General features: G+C 73.5%; 15 protein-coding genes. 6 read left to right on the top strand and 9 right to left on the bottom strand.

All coding sequences use genetic code 11. From position 1 onward, the window contains the following. Nucleotides 1-38: 38 nt before the first annotated feature. Nucleotides 39-2,375, bottom strand: coding sequence for an endopeptidase La (lon, locus tag O7607_RS25610; RefSeq protein ID WP_269705756.1), 2,337 nt, complete (start codon nt 2,373-2,375; stop codon nt 39-41). A gap of 234 nt (nt 2,376-2,609) precedes the next feature. Between lon and O7607_RS25605 the strand changes: the two genes are divergently transcribed. Further along, nucleotides 2,610-2,957, top strand: a complete 348-nt coding sequence (locus tag O7607_RS25605; protein WP_269707080.1) for a histone-like nucleoid-structuring protein Lsr2 — start codon at nt 2,610-2,612, stop codon at nt 2,955-2,957. A 206-nt stretch (nt 2,958-3,163) separates the two neighbouring features. On the opposite strand, the gene O7607_RS25600 is transcribed toward O7607_RS25605, so the two are convergent. Together O7607_RS25600 and O7607_RS25595 are read right to left on the bottom strand one after the other, a co-directional pair. Further along, entirely contained in the window at nt 3,164-4,468 is a 1,305-nt protein-coding gene (locus tag O7607_RS25600) for a hypothetical protein (protein ID WP_269705755.1), read from the bottom strand. Between the two features lie 254 nt (nt 4,469-4,722). After that, nucleotides 4,723-5,589 (bottom strand): DUF2726 domain-containing protein, encoded by an 867-nt coding sequence (locus tag O7607_RS25595; RefSeq protein WP_269705754.1) that lies wholly within the window; start codon nt 5,587-5,589, stop codon nt 4,723-4,725. 107 nt (nt 5,590-5,696) lie between these two features. Between O7607_RS25595 and O7607_RS25590 the strand changes: the two genes are divergently transcribed. Together O7607_RS25590 and O7607_RS25585 are read left to right on the top strand one after the other, a co-directional pair. After that, entirely contained in the window at nt 5,697-6,788 is a 1,092-nt protein-coding gene (locus tag O7607_RS25590; RefSeq protein ID WP_269705753.1) for a DICT sensory domain-containing protein, read from the top strand. Nucleotides 6,789-6,814: 26 nt separating this feature from the next. Beyond that, nucleotides 6,815-7,537: a helical backbone metal receptor gene (locus tag O7607_RS25585; RefSeq protein WP_269705752.1), complete on the top strand. Its 723-nt coding sequence runs from the start codon at nt 6,815-6,817 to the stop codon at nt 7,535-7,537. Nucleotides 7,538-7,561: 24 nt separating this feature from the next. Here O7607_RS25585 and O7607_RS25580 read toward each other — a convergent pair whose 3' ends face one another. Next, nucleotides 7,562-8,260, bottom strand: coding sequence for a CBS domain-containing protein (locus tag O7607_RS25580; protein ID WP_269705751.1), 699 nt, complete (start codon nt 8,258-8,260; stop codon nt 7,562-7,564). 217 nt (nt 8,261-8,477) lie between these two features. Between O7607_RS25580 and O7607_RS25575 the strand changes: the two genes are divergently transcribed. Beyond that, entirely contained in the window at nt 8,478-9,059 is a 582-nt protein-coding gene (locus O7607_RS25575; protein ID WP_433493337.1) for a hypothetical protein, read from the top strand. Between the two features lie 152 nt (nt 9,060-9,211). After that, nucleotides 9,212-9,580: an FKBP-type peptidyl-prolyl cis-trans isomerase gene (locus tag O7607_RS25570; protein ID WP_018784126.1), complete on the top strand. Its 369-nt coding sequence runs from the start codon at nt 9,212-9,214 to the stop codon at nt 9,578-9,580. A gap of 105 nt (nt 9,581-9,685) precedes the next feature. Here O7607_RS25570 and O7607_RS25565 read toward each other — a convergent pair whose 3' ends face one another. Beyond that, on the bottom strand, nt 9,686-10,042 hold the full coding sequence (locus O7607_RS25565) for an STAS domain-containing protein (protein WP_269705749.1): 357 nt from the start codon (nt 10,040-10,042) through the stop codon (nt 9,686-9,688). 173 nt (nt 10,043-10,215) lie between these two features. Here O7607_RS25565 and O7607_RS25560 point away from each other — a divergent pair, with 173 nt between their 5' ends. Then, complete coding sequence (locus O7607_RS25560; RefSeq protein WP_269705748.1) at nt 10,216-11,235, top strand: SMP-30/gluconolactonase/LRE family protein; 1,020 nt, start codon at nt 10,216-10,218, stop codon at nt 11,233-11,235. 61 nt (nt 11,236-11,296) lie between these two features. Here the strand turns inward: O7607_RS25560 and O7607_RS25555 are convergent, their stop codons facing one another. The 4 genes from O7607_RS25555 to pdhA form a co-directional block, all read right to left on the bottom strand. Then, a complete protein-coding gene (locus O7607_RS25555; RefSeq protein ID WP_269705747.1) occupies nt 11,297-12,568 on the bottom strand; it encodes a L,D-transpeptidase in 1,272 nt (423 codons plus the stop codon). Nucleotides 12,569-13,133: 565 nt separating this feature from the next. Continuing rightward, complete coding sequence (locus O7607_RS25550; protein WP_269707079.1) at nt 13,134-14,657, bottom strand: dihydrolipoamide acetyltransferase family protein; 1,524 nt, start codon at nt 14,655-14,657, stop codon at nt 13,134-13,136. A gap of 53 nt (nt 14,658-14,710) precedes the next feature. Then, complete coding sequence (locus O7607_RS25545) at nt 14,711-15,715, bottom strand: alpha-ketoacid dehydrogenase subunit beta (protein ID WP_269705746.1); 1,005 nt, start codon at nt 15,713-15,715, stop codon at nt 14,711-14,713. Continuing rightward, nucleotides 15,715-16,914 carry a pyruvate dehydrogenase (acetyl-transferring) E1 component subunit alpha gene (pdhA, locus tag O7607_RS25540; RefSeq protein WP_269707078.1) on the bottom strand — a complete coding sequence of 400 codons (1,200 nt, stop codon included), beginning with the start codon at nt 16,912-16,914 and terminating at the stop codon, nt 15,715-15,717. Before pdhA ends, O7607_RS25545 begins: the two co-directional genes overlap by 1 nt. Between the last annotated feature and the right edge of the window lie 35 nt (nt 16,915-16,949).

The following is a 16,949-nucleotide window of genomic DNA, read 5'->3' as shown; positions in this document are numbered from 1 at the left end:
CCCGGCCACCGTGGGTACGGTGGCCGGGGCGACTGTCGTCAGGCCGCGGCGAGCGCCGGGCCGTCCAGCGCCTGGGTGCCGATCTCGGCCGGGCGAAGCGCCAGCGCGAGCACGTCCGCCACGTCGGACAGCGTGTGCACGGTCAACGCCTCCCGCACCTGCGCCGGCAGGTCGTCCAGGTCCGGCTCGTTGCGCTTCGGGATGATCACCTCGGTGAGACCGGCCCGGTGCGCGGCGAGCAGCTTCTGCTTCACCCCGCCGATCGGCAGCACCCGGCCGGAGAGCGTCACCTCGCCGGTCATCCCGAACTCGGGTCGTACCGGTCGTCCGGTCACCAGGGACGCCAGCGCGGTCACCATGGTGATGCCGGCGCTCGGGCCGTCCTTCGGTACCGCGCCCGCCGGAACGTGCAGGTGGATCCGCCGCCCGGCCAGCGCGTTCGGGTCCAGCCCGTAGCGCCGTCCGTTCGACCGCAGGTACGACCACGCGATGTGCGCGGACTCCTTCATCACGTCGCCGAGCTGGCCGGTGAGCGTCAGCCCCGGCTCACCCTCCATGGTGGTGGCCTCGATGAACAGCACGTCCCCACCGGCGCCGGTGACGGCCAGGCCGGTCGCCACGCCGGGCACGGCGGTGCGTTCGGCCGACTCCGGGGTGAACTTCGGCCGGCCCAGGTACCGGGCCAGGTTGCCGGCGTCCACGTGCACCGGCGCGGGGTCGCCGGCCAGCGCGACTGTCACCTTGCGCAGGATCTTGGCGAGGGCCCGTTCGAGCTGCCGGACGCCCGCCTCGCGGGTGTACTCGCCCGCGATCAGGGCCAGCGCCTCGTCGGCGACGGTGACCTCCTCGGCGGTCAGCCCGGCCCGTTCCCGCTGCCGGGGCAGCAGGTGGTCGCGGGCGATGGCGACCTTCTCGTCCTCGGTGTAGCCGTCCAGCGCGACCAGCTCCATCCGGTCCAGCAGCGGGCCGGGGATCGCCTCCACGACGTTCGCGGTGGCGAGGAACAGCACGTCGGACAGGTCGAGGTCGACCTCGAGGTAGTGGTCGCGGAACGTGTGGTTCTGCGCCGGGTCGAGCACCTCCAGCAGGGCGGCGGCCGGGTCGCCGGCGTAACCGGCGGCCAGCTTGTCGACCTCGTCGAGCAGCACGACCGGGTTCATCGAGCCGGCCTCGCGCAGCGCCCGCACGATCCGGCCGGGCAGCGCGCCGACGTAGGTGCGCCGGTGGCCGCGGATCTCCGCCTCGTCCCGGACACCGCCGAGGGAGACGCGGACGAAGGTGCGGCCCAGCGCCCGGGCGACCGACTCGCCGAGGCTGGTCTTGCCGACACCGGGCGGGCCGGCGAGGCCCAGCACGGCGCCGGAGCCGCGTCCGCCGACCACGCCGAGGTTGCGCTCCGCGCGCCGGTTGCGCACCGCGAGGTACTCCAGGATGCGGTCCTTCACGTCGGCCAGGCCGGCGTGGTCGGCGTCGAGCACGGCACGGGCCGCGGCCAGGTCGGTGTTGTCCTGGGTACGCGTGTTCCACGGCATTTCCAGGACGGTGTCCAGCCAGGTACGGATCCAGCCCGCCTCGGGTGAGGCGTCACTGGCCCGCTCGAGCTTGCCGACCTCGCGCAGCGCCGCCTCGCGTACCTTCTCCGGCAGGTCGGCGGACTCCACCCGGGAGCGGTAGTCGGCGGAGCCGTCCGGCTCGTCCTCGCCGAGTTCCTTGCGGATCGCGGCGAGCTGCTGGCGCAGCAGGAACTCGCGCTGGGACTTCTCCAGCCCCTCGCGGACGTCGCTGTTGATCTGCTCGGTGACCTCCTGCTCGGCCAGGTGTTCCTTGACCCAGCCGACGAGCAGGTCCAGCCGGGCGGTGACGTCCGGCGCGGCGAGCAGTTCGGTCTTCTGCGTCAGGCTGAGCCAGGGCGCGTAACCGGCCGAGTCGGCCAGCTCGGACAGGTCGGTCATCCGCTCCATCGCGTCGATCACCTGCCAGGCGCCGCGCTGCTGCAGGACCGAGGTCATGAGCGCGCGGTACTCGCGGGCGAGTTCCCGGGCGCGCCCGGCCGGGGCGGGTTCGTCGAGTGTGGTCGCCTCGACCCAGAGCGCGGCGCCGGGACCGGGCACGCCGGAGCCGATGCGGGCACGGGCGAGACCGCGGACGACCGCCGCCGGTTCGCCGCTGGGCAGCCGGCCCACCTTCTCGATCGTCGCGACGACGCCGACGGAGCCGTACTCGCCGTCGATGCGGGGTACGGCCAGGAGTTCCTTGTCGCCGGTGGCGCGGGCCGCGTCGACGGCGGCCTGGGTGGTCGGGTCGAGGGTCACCGGGATGACCATCCCGGGCAGCAGGACGGCGTCGGTCAGAGGAAGTACCGGAAGAGTTGCCATCGAACACCTGCCATCATGTTGGTTGAGCGTGTCTGGCTCAAGTAACAAAACGTGTCCCTTGTTCCGGGTTGTGACCCACGCCACTCCTCAACGTCGCGCTCCCGCGCTCCGTGCCCAATGGCGGCATCCTTTACCGCGACCCGCCGAATGGGAAGAGTCGGCTATTGTTGCGGAATTACCGTGCGGTAGGTCAAACTCTTAGCCACACCCCGCCCGACACAGGGAGTAATGGCGATGGCAAGGAAAGTAATCACCGTTCTGACCGACGACCTCGACGGCGGAAAGGCCGATCGGACCGTCGAGTTCAGCCTGGACGGCGCGGCGTACACGATCGACGTCTCCGACGAGAACGCGGGCGTCCTGCGCAAGGCCCTGGATCCGTACATCAGCGCTGGCAGGCGAATCGGTCGGGGAACGACCGAAGCTCCTCGCGGCGCCCGCCGCACCACCCGGCCGAGCACCTCGGGAATGGACCGCGAGCAGAACCGCGCCATCCGGGAATGGGCCGCCAAGAACGGGTTCGAGATTTCCGAGCGCGGGCGCATCCCGGTGTCGGTGGTCGAGGCGTACAAGAACCGCTGATCACCGCCGGTTCACCGTCGGGCGTCCCGGGGTCACGCTGAGAAATCGGCGCGGCCCCGATCGGCTTTCTACGGTCGGTACTTTCATCCGACCGGATACCGCCGGCATGAAATTTCCTCCGGGACCACGTCCCGCCGTTTCGGTCCGCGCAAACGGCCGCGGCCGCCCGGAGGAGTCCCCCGGACGGCCGCGGCCGTTCGTCAGTGTCAGTTGACCCGGATGCGCACCACGTCGATGGCGGGGGTCTGGTTCGCCCGCTCCATCATCGGGATGCGGTGCGAGCCGTCACCGGCCCAGACCGCGCACTGCGCCACGCCCGACTGGGCCAGGCCCGGGATCTGGATCAGCACGTCGTCCGGCTGGTTGCCGCCCCGGCCGTCCTCGGTGGCGACGAAGAAGGCCGGCACGTCCTGCGGGTTCGGAGGCTGCCGGGTGCTGCCGAGCATCCGGCAGGCGGTGTGGAAGTGACCGCGCACCAGGCCCTCGCCGTTGAGCAGCGAGCTCTCCAGGTAGTAGCCACCCTGGCCGGCGGCGAGGAAGCGGTCCCGCACCAGGTTCTTGGTGGTGACCCGCAGCGTGAACGGTTGATTGCGCCGCACCTGGTTCGGGAACTGCGTGATCAGCAGCGACGGGTTGTTCGCCGCGGCGCCGACCTCACCGAACGCGGTGCTCACGCACCGGTTGCCGTTCTGGAAACCGTCGTGCGCCTGGAGCTGGCTGCCGGAGCAGTCCTTGGCGAGCACGTTCAGGCCGTTGCCGCCGCCGTTGTTCTGGCCACCGCCGTTGTTGTTCCCGCCACCGTTGTTGCCGCCGGTGTTTCCGCCGTTCTGGCCGCCGTTGTTGTTGCCGCCGTTCTGACCCCCGTTGTTGTTCCCGCCGTTCTGGCCGCCACCGGTGCCGGGGGCGTCGGTCAGCGCGCACTGGGCGAGCTGGTCCAGGCCCTGCGGGCGCTGGGCGACCCGGCCGATGGCGGTGGCGATCCGGTTGAGCGCCGCGGTCCGCTTGTCCGCGAGCGGACGCAGGATCGCGTTGTTGATGAAGTCACCGCCGTTGCGGCCCTCCGCCGCGAGCCGCCGGTTCGCATCCGCGATCTGGGACTGCAGCAATGCCAGGGTGCGGTCCACCTCGGCGCGGGCCCGGTCGGGCACCTGCGGCAGCCGGCTGCGGACGTCCGGGCAGGCCACGGTCGGGGTGCCGGCGCCGGCGCCGCCCGCGTTCGTCTGCTGGCACTCGGCCGGCGACATCTGGCCGTCGCCCCAGTGGTTGCGGACCCACCGGCCGTTCTGCCAGGTACGGGTGGTGCTGCCCTGACCGTCCGGGGCGGTCGCCCCCGAGCTCGCGGGCACGCAGGACGCCGACGCGGCGCGGGTGGTCGTCCGCCGGTCCTGGGCGGACGAGATCTGGGTGACGGCGACGATGCCGCCGAAGACCGCGAGCGTGCCGACCACTGCCAGCAACCGCTTGCTCCGCGCGTTACCGGATGACCGGCGCGCCCGTGTGGACCTGCGCATCGAATTGCTCTCCTTCTCGATCCGGTAGTTGACTGGTGATCCCGGCGGACCGACGAATTCGGGGTGTGAGATCACTGCGACGCTCAGTCGCGCGTCAATGGCCGACGGTGCCCTTTCCGCACCGTCTCCGCGCCGTCCGGGCGCGGCGGGGAAGATCTGCGTCCATTCCCGATGAGGTACGGAGCGCCGTCGGCGAAGGTTCAACCGGAGATCGGAAAAAAATCGAAAAGTCGCCGTCCTCGGACGAGGACGGCTCAGTCGGCGCAGAGGTGCTCGAAGGCGAACCCGCCGTCGAAGGAATCCCGCTGCGCGGCGAGCGCGCGTACCCGCCGGAGAAGCTCGTCCCGGTCCACCTCGGACGGTGCGGCGGCGTCGAGGTCACGCAGCCGCTCCCCCAGCGCCGCCACGGCCAGATCCTCGGCGAGCCGCCCCGGGTCGACGCCGCAGGAGAAGCCGCGCGAGGTCAGCCGTACCCGCTCCAGCAGGCAGCGGCCGGGCCGCACCTCGGCCCAGGCCCAGCCCTCCGCCGGGCCGCCGGTCCAGCGCACGTGCAACCCGCGCACGATCGGGTCGACGATCCGGCCCGCCACGTACGCCTCGACCGCCTCGACCCGGGCCAGCGCGCCGAGGTCGTTCACCGGCCCGCGACGGCCGTCCGGCAGCCGGCCGATGATGTCCCGGAAGCCGACCGCGTCACCGGCGTCCGGGTCGGTGCCGTCGGCGTACGCCCGCGCGTCCAGCACGTACTCGACGAACCGGCGGACCTGTTCCGCGCCGCCCAGCGTCGGCGACTCGACACGCAGCAGCGGCAGGCCCACGGCGGCGCAGACGGCGTCGGTCAGCCGTTCGGCCCGCCGGGCGGGCGATCCGTCGCCGGCGGGCGCGGTGAACCGCACCGCGAAGCGCGGCAGCCCGGTGTCGGCGGCGCAGACCACCAGGTCGAGCGACGCCCGTCCGGCGGTGCTCCACTGACTGCCCGTGACACCCGGCGGGCGGCCCTGCACCAGGTCGCCGAGCCGCCGGCCGGCGTGACCGAGGTGGCCCGCGCGGGTCAGACACGGCGCGGCGCCGGGCGGGATCGGCCGCAGCCAGGACGCGGTCGCGCTGCCTGTGCTCGTCATCTCGCCCCGATCCCCCCTCGTCCGGTCGACGCCCGAGTGTAGGCGGTGCGGCACGCACCCCCCGGCCGACCGGTGCGCAACCGCGCCTGTCCCTCTAGGCTCTGCCCGTGCCCAGCGGACGGACCCCGGAACAGTTCACCAAACGCAGTCTCGTCGCCGTCTCCCACGCCATCGAACGCGCCGCGCTCGCCGAGGCCGAGGACGGCCCACTCGTCGTGCTCGCGCTGTTCCAGCGCCTGCCGTACTTCGCCCGGGAGCGCGAGGTCTACCGGCGCATCGCCGGCCGCGCCGCCGTGACGGTGGTGGCGATGGTCGGCGGGCCGCCGCCGGACCTGCCCGAGGGGATCTACGGGGTGACGCTGGACGAGACGGAGGCGCTGGCCCGGGAGTGGACGGTGGTGGCGCTGAGCCCGCGGTTCGGCGCCACTCTCGTCGCACACGACCGGGCCGAGGTGGCGCCCGCCCCGACGCTCGAAGCCGGCCGGCTGTTCGAGGGACGCTGGGGTTTCCGGCGCGACGAGGCGCTGCACGAGACGATCCGGCTGCGCGAGCAGCTCGCCGAGCGGCTGCCCGCCGCGGCACGCACCGCGCTGGACGAGGCGATCGCCCGGGTGCGGGACATCCCGGCCGGGCCGGGTGAACCGCGCGCCGAGGCGGCGCTGCGGATGCTGGCCCGCCGCGGCGACCGGACCCACCTGCCGGCGCAGCCGGCCGAGACGATGCTGGACGAGCCCGGCCTGGCCCGGTGGTCCGGCGCGGACGGCGTGACCGCCTCCGGCACGCTGCCCGTGGCGCTGGTCGGAATCCGGGTGGACGCACCGCCCGGCTCGCCGGAACGCTTCGGCCGCCGCGGCGTCGCCCGGGAGGGGCACGCCGTGCTCACCGCGATCACGGCGGCGCTGCGGCCGGTCGACCGCGCGGTGCGCGTCACCGAGAACGAGTTCCAGCTCGTCCTGCCGGGACTCGACGAACCGGCCGCGCTGGAGGTGGTACGCCGGCTGCACGACGCGATCGGCGCGCTGGCCCGGTCGTACCCGTTCATGGCGTACATCGTGCACGCGGCGGTCGGGGTGACGACCCGGCGGCCGCTGCCCACCGCGGACCTGCGTGCCGCTGTCGACTGGGCGGTACGCAAGGGCTTGCCGGTCGCGGGCCTGCCGCCGGAGAACGCCGACGCCGTGGCCGCCCCGGCCCGCTGACGGTCCGGTCCGGGGAGGGAGACGCGGTGCGGGTGGTGTCGCTGGTGCCGTCGCTGACCGAGGCGGTCGCGGCCACCCGCCCGGAGGTGCTGGTCGGTGCGACCGACTGGTGCACCCATCCGGCCGGGCTGGACGTCACCCGGGTCGGTGGGACGAAGTACCCGGACCTGGACCGGGTGCTCGCGCTGGAGCCGGATCTGGTGCTGCTCAACGAGGAGGAGAACCGGCTGGCCGACGCCGAGGCGCTGCGCGCGGCCGGGGTGCCGGTCCGGGTCACCTTCCCGCGTACCGTCCCGGAGGCCCTCGACCAGCTCGGTGAGCTGGTCGTCGCGCTCGGCGTGCCGGCCGAGCCGCGGTGGCTGCGGGACGCCCGCCACGCCTGGGCCGCGCTGCCGGCGCCCGAACGCGTGCCCACCGCCGTGGTGCCGGTGTGGCGGCGCCCGTGGGTGGTGCTGGGCCGGGACACGTTCGCCGGGGACGTGCTGGCCCGGCTCGGCGTACGCAACGGCTGGGCCGGCGACCCGGAACGCTATCCCCGGCCCGGCCTGGACGAGCTGCGCGCCCGCGCGCCGGAGCTGGTGGTGCTGCCCGACGAGCCGTACCGGTTCACCGCCGACGACGGGCCGGAGGCGTTCCCCGGCGTACCCGCGGCGCTGGTCTCCGGCCGGCACCTCACCTGGTACGGCCCCTCGCTGGCCGAGGCGCCGGCGCTGCTCGCCGCCCAGCTCGCCACCGCGGGCCCCACCTGAGAGGTGAGGCCCGGGTGGCGGCGCTCAGGCGACCGGGGTGGCGTGCACCGGGTCCAGCTCCATCAGCGTGGTGTCGTCCACGTCGTACCCGATGGCGTTGTGCACCGCGACCACGCCCGCCACCTGGGCGGCGAGGCGGCCGGCGAGGTCGACGGCGCTGCGCCGGTCCAGCCGCCCGTCCATGGTGACCTCGCCGCCGCGGACCTGGACCGTGACCAGACCGTCGCGCACGGACAGCACCCGGCGAAGCACCTCGCGCACGACCTCCTCGCGGATCTCCGCGTCGGTACGCAGGTGCACGCGCAGCAGGTCACCGCGGGTGACGATGCCGGCCAGGCGGCCCAGGTCGTCCAGCACGGGCAGCCGCTTGACCGCCTCGTGGTCCATCATCCGGGCGGTCGCCGCGAGCGTGGCCCGCTCGTGGGTGGTGACCGCCGGGGCGGTCATCAGGTCCCGCGCGACGAGCGCGCCCGCCTTCTCCCGCGCGGTACGGCGACGCCGTCCCTCGAAGACCCGCCGCTCGTCCGGGTGGCCGGTCCGCTCCACCTTGTGCAGCAGGTCCGCCTCGGAGATCACCCCGAGCACCCGGCGGAACGAGTCCACCACCGGCACGCCGCTGATCCGCTGCCGCACCAGCACGTCGACGATCTCGCGGTACGGCGTCTCCGCCGTCACCGTGGCGACGTCCCTGGTCATCACGTCTGCCACCTGCCACGTCCTCATCACGACCTCCTCGTGCCGGGTCTTCACCTGCGACGGTAGGCCGCCGGCGTACGCCCTGGTCAGGGGCGGCGGACCGGCCGCGAGGGGCCGACCGGACCGGGTCCGGACGGGACCAAGGACCCGGTCAGGAGGGCACCGCTCGGCCCTGCTCCGGGAGACGGCGCGGCGGTGGAATGAATGTGCCACCGGGAAGCGCGGTGCGAGGCAAGGAAGGGACGTGGAGACAATGACCGCGACAATCGAGCGGACCCCCGCCGTCAAGCGGACCCCCGCCGTCACCACCGCTCCGGCGGCGCACACCGAGACCACCCGCCAGAAGGCCACCCGGTACGTCTGGGCCGGTCTGCGGCTCGCCCTGGGCTGGGTGTTCCTCTGGGCCTTCCTCGACAAGATGTTCGGCCTCGGCCACGAGACCCCGGCGAAGAACGCCTGGATCAACGGCGGCAGCCCGACCAAGGGCTTCCTCGGCAACGCCGTCGAGGGACCGTTCGCGGGCTTCTACCAGAACCTGGCCGGCGCGGCCTGGGCGGACTGGCTGTTCATGCTCGGCCTGCTCGGCATCGGTGTCGCGCTCATGCTCGGCATCGGCATCCGGATCGCCGCCGTCGCCGGCGGGCTGCTCCTGGTCCTGATGTGGACGGCCGTGCTGCCCCCGGCGAACAACCCCTTCATGGACGACCACCTCATCTACGCGGGTCTGCTGGCCGGTCTGGCCCTGGTGGGCGCCGGCAACACCCTCGGCCTCGGCCGAGTCTGGGCGAAGCTCCCCCTGGTCCAGCGTCTCCCCTGGCTGAAGTGACCAGCTCGCCCGGAGGCGGGCGTCGCCGACAGGCGACGCCCGCCTCTTTCGTGTCCCCGCCACGCCGGTGTGCGGGGACCGGCGCGTATCGGCCGGTCGCGATCCGGCAGGATCGACGGTGACCACACCGTCAGCACCCGAGGAGACCGTTCATGGACAAGCCCGAGGTCGGCCCGATCGAGGGCGCGCCGCCCGCCGATCTGGTGGTCGAGGACATCACCGTCGGCGACGGCCCGGAGGCCCGCCCGGGCCAACTGGTGAGCGTGCACTACGTGGGCGTGGCCCACTCGAACGGCCGCGAGTTCGACGCCTCGTGGAACCGGGGTGAGACGTTCGAGTTCCCGCTCGGCGGCGGCCAGGTCATCGCCGGCTGGGACCAGGGCGTCGTGGGCATGAAGGTCGGCGGCCGGCGCAAGCTCACCATCCCGCCGCACCTGGGCTACGGCGCCCGGGGCGCGGGCGGCGTCATCAAGCCCAACGAGACGCTCGTGTTCGTGGTGGACCTGCTCGGCGTGCGCTGAGCGCAGGGCCGTTCACGTCGGGCCGTCGGCACTCACGCCGGCGGCCCGGCGCATGTCCCGCTCGGTCGCGGCGCCTCGGTCGCGGCCGCCCGGCCGGTTCGGTGCTCAGGCCGCGCAGGCCACCAGCTCGTGCTCGCGATCCGAGCAGCGCACCGGGAGCACCCGGTGCAGGCCGGTCACCCGCAGCACGCGGGCCACGACCGGGTCGGGATCGGTGAGCACCAGCTCACCACCGCGGGCCCGGACCCGCAGGTGGGTGGCGACGAGCGCGCGGACGCCGGCGGCGGAGAGCAGCCGCACACCCGACAGGTCGACCCGCAGCACCGGCCGGGCCGGCGCCGCCCAGAGCGCGGCCCGGAACGCCGTCACGGAGGCGATGTCGATCTCGCCGACCGGGCGCAGCTCGACCACGTGATCGCGCACGTCCATCGCCACGTGGAAGCGCTCAACGCTGTGTACCATGCGGCCAAACCTACCCGGGCCCACCGACATTTCCGGGCCTCGCGGCGGGGGTTCCGGGTACTGTCCGGGACCCGACCCCGAGCCGTCTCAGGGTCATCCCGCAGCCCCCCGCCACGCGCACGAAACGCCGTCGGGCACTGCCCTTCGCGACGCCGCCGGGCCACAATGAGCCGATGGCCGTCCCCCGCCCGCGTGCCCCACTGCTGATCCGGCCGGTCCGCGAGCCGGCGACCGTACCGCCGCCGCTCACCGGCCCCTGGGCGCCCGCTGACACCCGGCTCGACCGGGCCGACCTGCTGCCGCTGCCGGCCGGCGGGCACGGCCCGGAGGACGTGGTGGTCGACGGGGACGGCCGGGTGGTCAGCGGTGACGAGGACGGCCGCCTCTGGTGGTGGCCGGCCGACTCCCCGCCCGGCACGCCGCCCACCCTGCTGGCCGAAACCGGCGGACGACCGCTGGGCATCGAGCGCGATCCGGTCGACGGCGGACTGCTGGTCTGCGACGCGTACCGGGGGCTGCTTCGGGTCGACCCGGCCGGCCGGGTGCACGAGCTGACCGGCACCGCGCCGCCGGTGCACCTGGCCGACAACGCGGCGGTCGCCCGCGACGGCACCGTCTACTTCACCGACTCCTCCGACCGGTTCCCGCTGTCGCACTGGAAACGCGACCTGCTGGAGCACCGGCCCAACGGACGCGTCCTCGCCTACGACAGGCGCACCGGGCGCACCGACGTGGTCGCGGACGGGCTCTACTTCCCCAACGGGCTCGCACTCACCCCGGACGAGTCGGCGCTGATGCTCGCCGAGACCGCCACCCACCGGCTGCTCCGGGTGGACCTGCCCGGCGGGCGGGCCACGGTGCTCACCGACCTGCCCGCGTACCCGGACAACGTCTCGGCGGTCGGCGACGGCACGTACTGGGTCGCGCTGCCCAGCCCTCGGCTGCGGGCGATGGAACGGTTGCTGCCGCATCCCCGGGTCCGGCAGATCGTGGCCCTGCTACCCGGCGCGGTGCAGCCGCAGCCACGCCGCTACGGGCTGGTCGCGCTGGTCGACGGCACCGGCCGGGTGCTGCGCACGCTGCACGGCCCGAGCGGGGCGTACCCGATGGTCACCGGCGTGCGGCAGCACGGCCGCCACCTCTGGCTGGGCAGCCTGACCGCGACCGGGGTGGCCCGCGTCGACCTCGACTGAGCACGGCGCGGGGCCGGCCCGCGCGGACGCGGGCCGGCCCCGTGGCCGTTCCTCCCCAGGTTCAGCCGCCGCTGTTGCTCCGCGAGGGGGCCGGGGCCGGTGACGACCCGCCGGCCACCGCGCCCGGGTGCGGCGTGGGGCTCTGCGTGGGCTTCAGCCCCGCCGGTACGGGCAGCGCGCTGCCCTTGGCGAACTCGTCCCAGCCGACGTTCCAGGCGGTGAAGCCGTTGCCCTGGTCGAGCTTCACCTCGGTGCCCTTGACCGTCACCAGGTCGCCGACCTGCGTGAAGCCCATCAGCCAGTCCGCGGCGGTCGCCGAGACGTTGGTGCAGCCGTGCGAGACGTTCGTGCTCCCCTGGTCGCCTTCCGACCACGGCGCCGAGTGGATGAACTCGCCGCCCCAGGTCAGCCGCTGGGCGTCGTCCACGTCGACCACGTAGCCACCGTTGGGCTCACCGCGGGTGTCGAACGTGGTGTGCTCGTGCTTCTCCATGATCACCATGGCGCCGCTCGACGTCGGCGTGCTCGGCTTGCCGAGGCTGACCGGGATCTTCTTGAGCACCTTGCCGTCCTGGTAGACGGTCATCTGCTTGGTCTCGTTGTCGATGTCCAGCGTCACCTGCCGGCCGACCTTGGCGCTCGCCACCCGGTCGGAGTCGCCGACCGCGTCCTTGCCGATCGGCAGACCCTGCAACGCGCTGCGCACGCTGATCTTCGTGCCCGGCTTCCAGCGGTCCGGCGCCCGGTACTCGGCCTGCTTGCCGTCGGCCACCCAGGACCACGTGCCCGGCTGCGGCGGATCGGTCTTCACGAACAGCCGGCGCTGGACGTCCGCACGCGCCTCCTTAGGAATCGGCGGGTCGAATCCGAGCACGACCGGCATCGCCGTCCCGTACGTCTGATTCGGCCGGAAATACAATTCGCTGGTGACTGCCGGTTTGGTGGATTTGGCTATCGTCGTGAACGTCGTCTTCTGCGTGGCGGTCTTACCGGAATCGCCGGTCGCGGTCACCTCCGCCGTGTACGTCCGGGAATTGACGAGCGGCCGGTCCGGCACCCAGCCGGAGCCGTCCTCACGCGGCTGGGCCGGCACCGCGTTCCCCTTGTCGTCGGTCAGCTTGACGGCGGTGACCTTGCCGTTGCTGACCTTCGTTCCCACCTCCGCACTGATCGGCACGTCCCGGGTGCGGTCGGCCGGCGACACGGTGACCGACGGCGGCGCCGCCTCGGCCCGCTTCGCCACCGACTTCGGGCCGGCGGTACACGCGCCGACCGCCAGCGGCGCGGCTGCGACGGTCATCGCGAAAAGCGTCAGTCGGCGCCTCGCAAACATATTTCGCCCCCCATTTCCGAACCCTCTCGCCCACATTCTGTAGGCCTGGGATCGCGCCGTGGCACCTTCGGCGGAATTGCTCGGAAACAGCTGCGGAGAATCGTGCCGGACAGGTAATTCCCGTCCCCGCTTGCGCCCCACGCGCCCTCCGCCCGATTCCCCGCCCCCACTCTCCTCCTGGCGCACCCCTCGTCCGTCGATCATGAAGCTGACGGCGCGCGGCGTCCGTTTTGCCCCCGCCAACCTCATGATCGACGGATGAAGGCGAGGGGGCAGTGCGAGATCTTGGTACGAAACGGCCCTCATGGGGGCGCTTTCCTACCAAGATCTCGCGCGATCCCACCCGCCGGAACAACGGTCTCGCAAGGCGGGCAGCGCTGGACGCCATCACCCCCACGCGAGCCGCGCCGCTGCCGCGATCTTGCACTTGCGGCCCTGGAGAAGGTTGCAAATCGGGCACATCACGGGCCGCAAGTGCAAGATCGCGGGCGGGCGGAGGAGGACGGAAGCGGCCCCGGTCCTCCGTGGTGGGAGGGCCGGGGCCGGGTGCCGGGAGTCGTACCGGTCAGACGTTGGCGACCAGGAGGGCGGGTTGCTCGACGCAGTCGGCCACGTGGCGCAGGAAGCCGCCCGCCACGCCACCGTCACACACGCGGTGGTCGAAGGTGAGGCTGATCTGGGTCACCTTGCGGACGGCGAGCTGCCCGTCCACCACCCACGGCTTGTCGACGATCCGGCCGACGCCGAGCAGCGCCGCCTCCGGGTGGTTGATGATCGGTGTGGAGCCGTCCACGCCGAACACGCCGTAGTTGTTGAGGGTGAACGTCCCGCCGGTCAGCCGTGCCGGCGGCAGCGTGCCGGCCCGGGCCGCCGCCGTGGTCTCGGCGAGCGCGGCGGCCAGTTCCCGGGTGGTGAGCCGCTGCGCGTCGCGCAGCACCGGGACGACCAGGCCCCTGTCGGTCTGCGCGGCGATGCCCAGGTGCACGCCCGCAGACTGCATGATCCGCTGCCCCTCGGTGTCGACGTGCGCGTTGAGCTGCGGGAACTTCCGCAGGCCGCTGAGGCAGATCCGAGCCAGCAGGGCCAGAATGCTCACCGGTGCCTCCGGCGTGGCGGCGTTGATCGCGGCGCGCGTCTCCAGCAGGCCGGTGGCGTCCACGTCGACCCAGATGGTCACCTCGGGGATCTCCCGGCGGCTGCGGGAGAGCTTGTCTGCGATCACCTTGCGGATGCCGGTGAGCGGGATGACCGTGTCACCGTCGCCGGTCGGGGCGAGCCCGACGTGGGCGGCCGGGGCGTCCGGCACCGCTGCCAGCCGGGCCGCCGAGGCGGCGGTGGTGGGAGCGGCCACGGCGGCGTCCAGGTCGGCCCGGCGGATCACGCCGCCCGGCCCGGTGCCGCGCAGCGACGCCAGGTCGATGCCGTGCTCCTTCGCCAGCCGCCGCACGATCGGCGAGATGACCAGCGGCGCCGCCGCCGATCCGCCGGCCTGTTCCGCAACGGCCGCCCGGCCCGCCGACGCGGCCACGCCGCCCGGGACCGGCGGTCCCGCCAGGGCGGGAGCACCCGCCGGAACCGACGAGCCAGCCGGAGCCGGACCCGCCGAGACCGAAGAGCCGGTCACGGCCACCGGACTGGACGCGGAGCCGGTCACGACCGCCGCATCGGACGCGGCGTCCGCCGAGGCGGGCGGGCCGGGCTCGGGCGCGAGCGCCAGCCGCGGCCGGCGCCTCCGCCGGCCCGTGCCGCCATGGCCGGTGCCGTAGCCGATCAGGACGTTGCCGGACCCGGCCCGCTCCTCCTCGCGGTAGGTGGCGTGCGGGTCGGGTGCGTCGTCGAGCGGGGCGATGGTGATCAGCGGCTGACCCACCGGGCGGACCTCACCGGCCGCGCCGTGCAGGGCCACGACCCGTCCGGCGTACGGGCAGGGCACGTCGACGACGGCCTTGGCGGTCTCCACCTCGACCACGCTCTGGTCCACGGTGACCACGTCGCCGACGGCGACCCGCCACTCGACGATCTCCGCCTCGCTGAGCCCTTCCCCGAGGTCGGGGAGAAGGAAGTCGCGGGTCCCAAGAACCGCGCTCATGCCGTGCCGGCCGGGCATGGACTCACGGCCCTCGCTCCGCTCGGTGCGTTCGCTCATGCCGCCACCCACCGCATGTCGGGCTGGTCGTCCCACTGCAGGCGGGCCACGGTGTCCAGCACCCGGTCGACCGAGGGCAGGTGGGTGTGCTCCAGCATCGGCGCCGGGTACGGGATGTCCAGCCCGGAGACCCGCAGCACCGGGGCGTGCAGCGCGTGGAAGCAGCGTTCCTGCACCCGGGCGGCGATCTCTGCGCCGACACCGGCGAAGCCCTGCGCCTCCTGGATCACCACGCACCGGCCGGTACGGCGGACCGAGGCGGTGACTGTGGCGTCGTCGAACGGCACGATGCTGCGTACGTCGACGACCTCGAGGTCCCAGCCCTCCTCGCGGGCGGCCTCGGCGGCGGCCAGCGCGACCGGCACCGCCGGGCCGTACGCGATCAGGGTGGCGTCGGTGCCGGGGCGGCGCACCACGGCGCTGCCGATCGGCGCGGTACGGGCCGGAAGGTCCGCCTCGGCGCTGGTGAAGTAGAGCTTCTTGGGCTCCAGGAACACCACCGGGTCGGGGTCGTCGATGGCGGCGCGCAGCAGCGAGTACGCGTCGTCCACGGTCGCGGGGGTGACCACCTTCAGGCCGGGGGTGTGCGCGTAGTACGCCTCGGACGAGTCGCAGTGGTGCTCGACGCCGCCGATGCCACCGGCGTACGGCACGCGGATGACGATCGGCACGCTCAGCGCGCCACGGGTGCGGTTGCGCAGCTTCGCCACGTGCGAGGCGATCTGTTCGAACGCCGGGTACGCGAACGCGTCGAACTGCATCTCGACCACCGGCCGCAGCCCGGACATGGCCAGGCCGACGGCGAACCCGACGATGCCGGCCTCCGCGAGCGGGGTGTCGAAGCAGCGCTTGTCGCCGAAGCGGGCCTGCAACCCGTCGGTGATCCGGAAAACGCCGCCGAGCTGGCCGACGTCCTCACCGAAGACGACGACCCGCTCGTCGTCGAGCATCGCGTCGGCGAGCGCGGCGTTGAGTGCCTTCGCCATGGTCATGGTGGCCATCAGGCGTCCCCCTCCGCGTCGGCGGCCAGCTCGGCCCGGACCATCTCGCGCTGCTCGACGAGTTGCGGCGTCGGCTCGGCGTACACGTGGTCGAACAGGCTCAGCGGGTCCACGGTCGGGTGGGCGTCCATCCGGCGGCGCAGCGCGGCGGCGTACTCCTCGGCCTCGTCGGCGATCGCCGCGACGGCGGCGTCGTCGAGCACACCCTTGGCCCGCAGGTACGCCTCGAGCCGGGCGATCGGGTCGCGGTCGCGCCACGCCTCGACCTCGTCGGCGTCGCGGTAGCGGGTCTGGTCGTCGGCGTTGGTGTGCGGCTCCATCCGGTAGGTGTGGGCCTCGACCAGGTAGGGGCCCTTGCCGGCGCGGGCGTGCGCGACGGCGCGCTCCAGCACCGCGAGGACGGCCACCGGGTCGTTGCCGTCGACCTGCTCGCTGGGTACGCCGTAGCCGACGCCCTTGTACGCAAGGCTCGGCGCGGCGGTCTGCCGGGACAGCGGCACGCTGATCGCGTACTTGTTGTTCTGCACCAGGTAGACGACGGGCGCCTTGAACACGGCGGCGAAGTTGATGCCCTCGTGGAAGTCGCCCTCGCTGGTGGCGCCGTCGCCGATGAACGCCAGCGCCACGGTGTCGCGCCCCTGGTACGACTCGCCGTAGGCCAGCCCGGCGGCGTGCACGCACTGGGTGGCGAGCGGGGTGCACTGCGGCGCGGTGCGGGTGACGGCCGGGTCGTACCCGCAGTGCCAGTCGCCGCGCAGCAGCGTGAGCACCTCGACCGGGTCGAGGCCGCGTGCGGTCAGCGCCATCGACTCGCGGTAGGTGGGGAACACCCAGTCGGTGTCGCGCAGTGCGAGGACGCCGCCGATCTGGCACGCCTCCTGGCCGCGCGCGGACGGGTAGACGGCGAGGCGGCCCTGCTTGGTGAGCGCGGTGGCCTGCACGTCGAAGCGGCGGCCGACGACCATGCGCCGGTACATCTCGCGCAGCGTCTCGACCGGCGGCTCCGGGTAGTCGTCGCGGGCCGGCAGCGGGGTCCCGTCGGGTTCGAGCAGCCGGACCGGTTCGGCCTGCGGCATGAAGCCGGCGGACGGGTCGGGTGCGGCCGGGGTGGTCTTCCGGCGGGTGCGCGGGGATGCCCTGCGGACCGCCTGGGGTGTGGTCGTCACGGCGGGGACCTCCTGGACGTGTGGTGGCCCTATGCTCCCGGTCGTGGATGATTGACTCAACATGCGGG

The organism is Micromonospora sp. WMMA1949 (genome assembly GCF_027460145.1).
Classification (GTDB): domain Bacteria; phylum Actinomycetota; class Actinomycetes; order Mycobacteriales; family Micromonosporaceae; genus Micromonospora.
The sequence above is the reverse complement of the archived record's forward strand: the minus strand, read 5'-3'. Positions and strand labels throughout refer to the sequence as shown.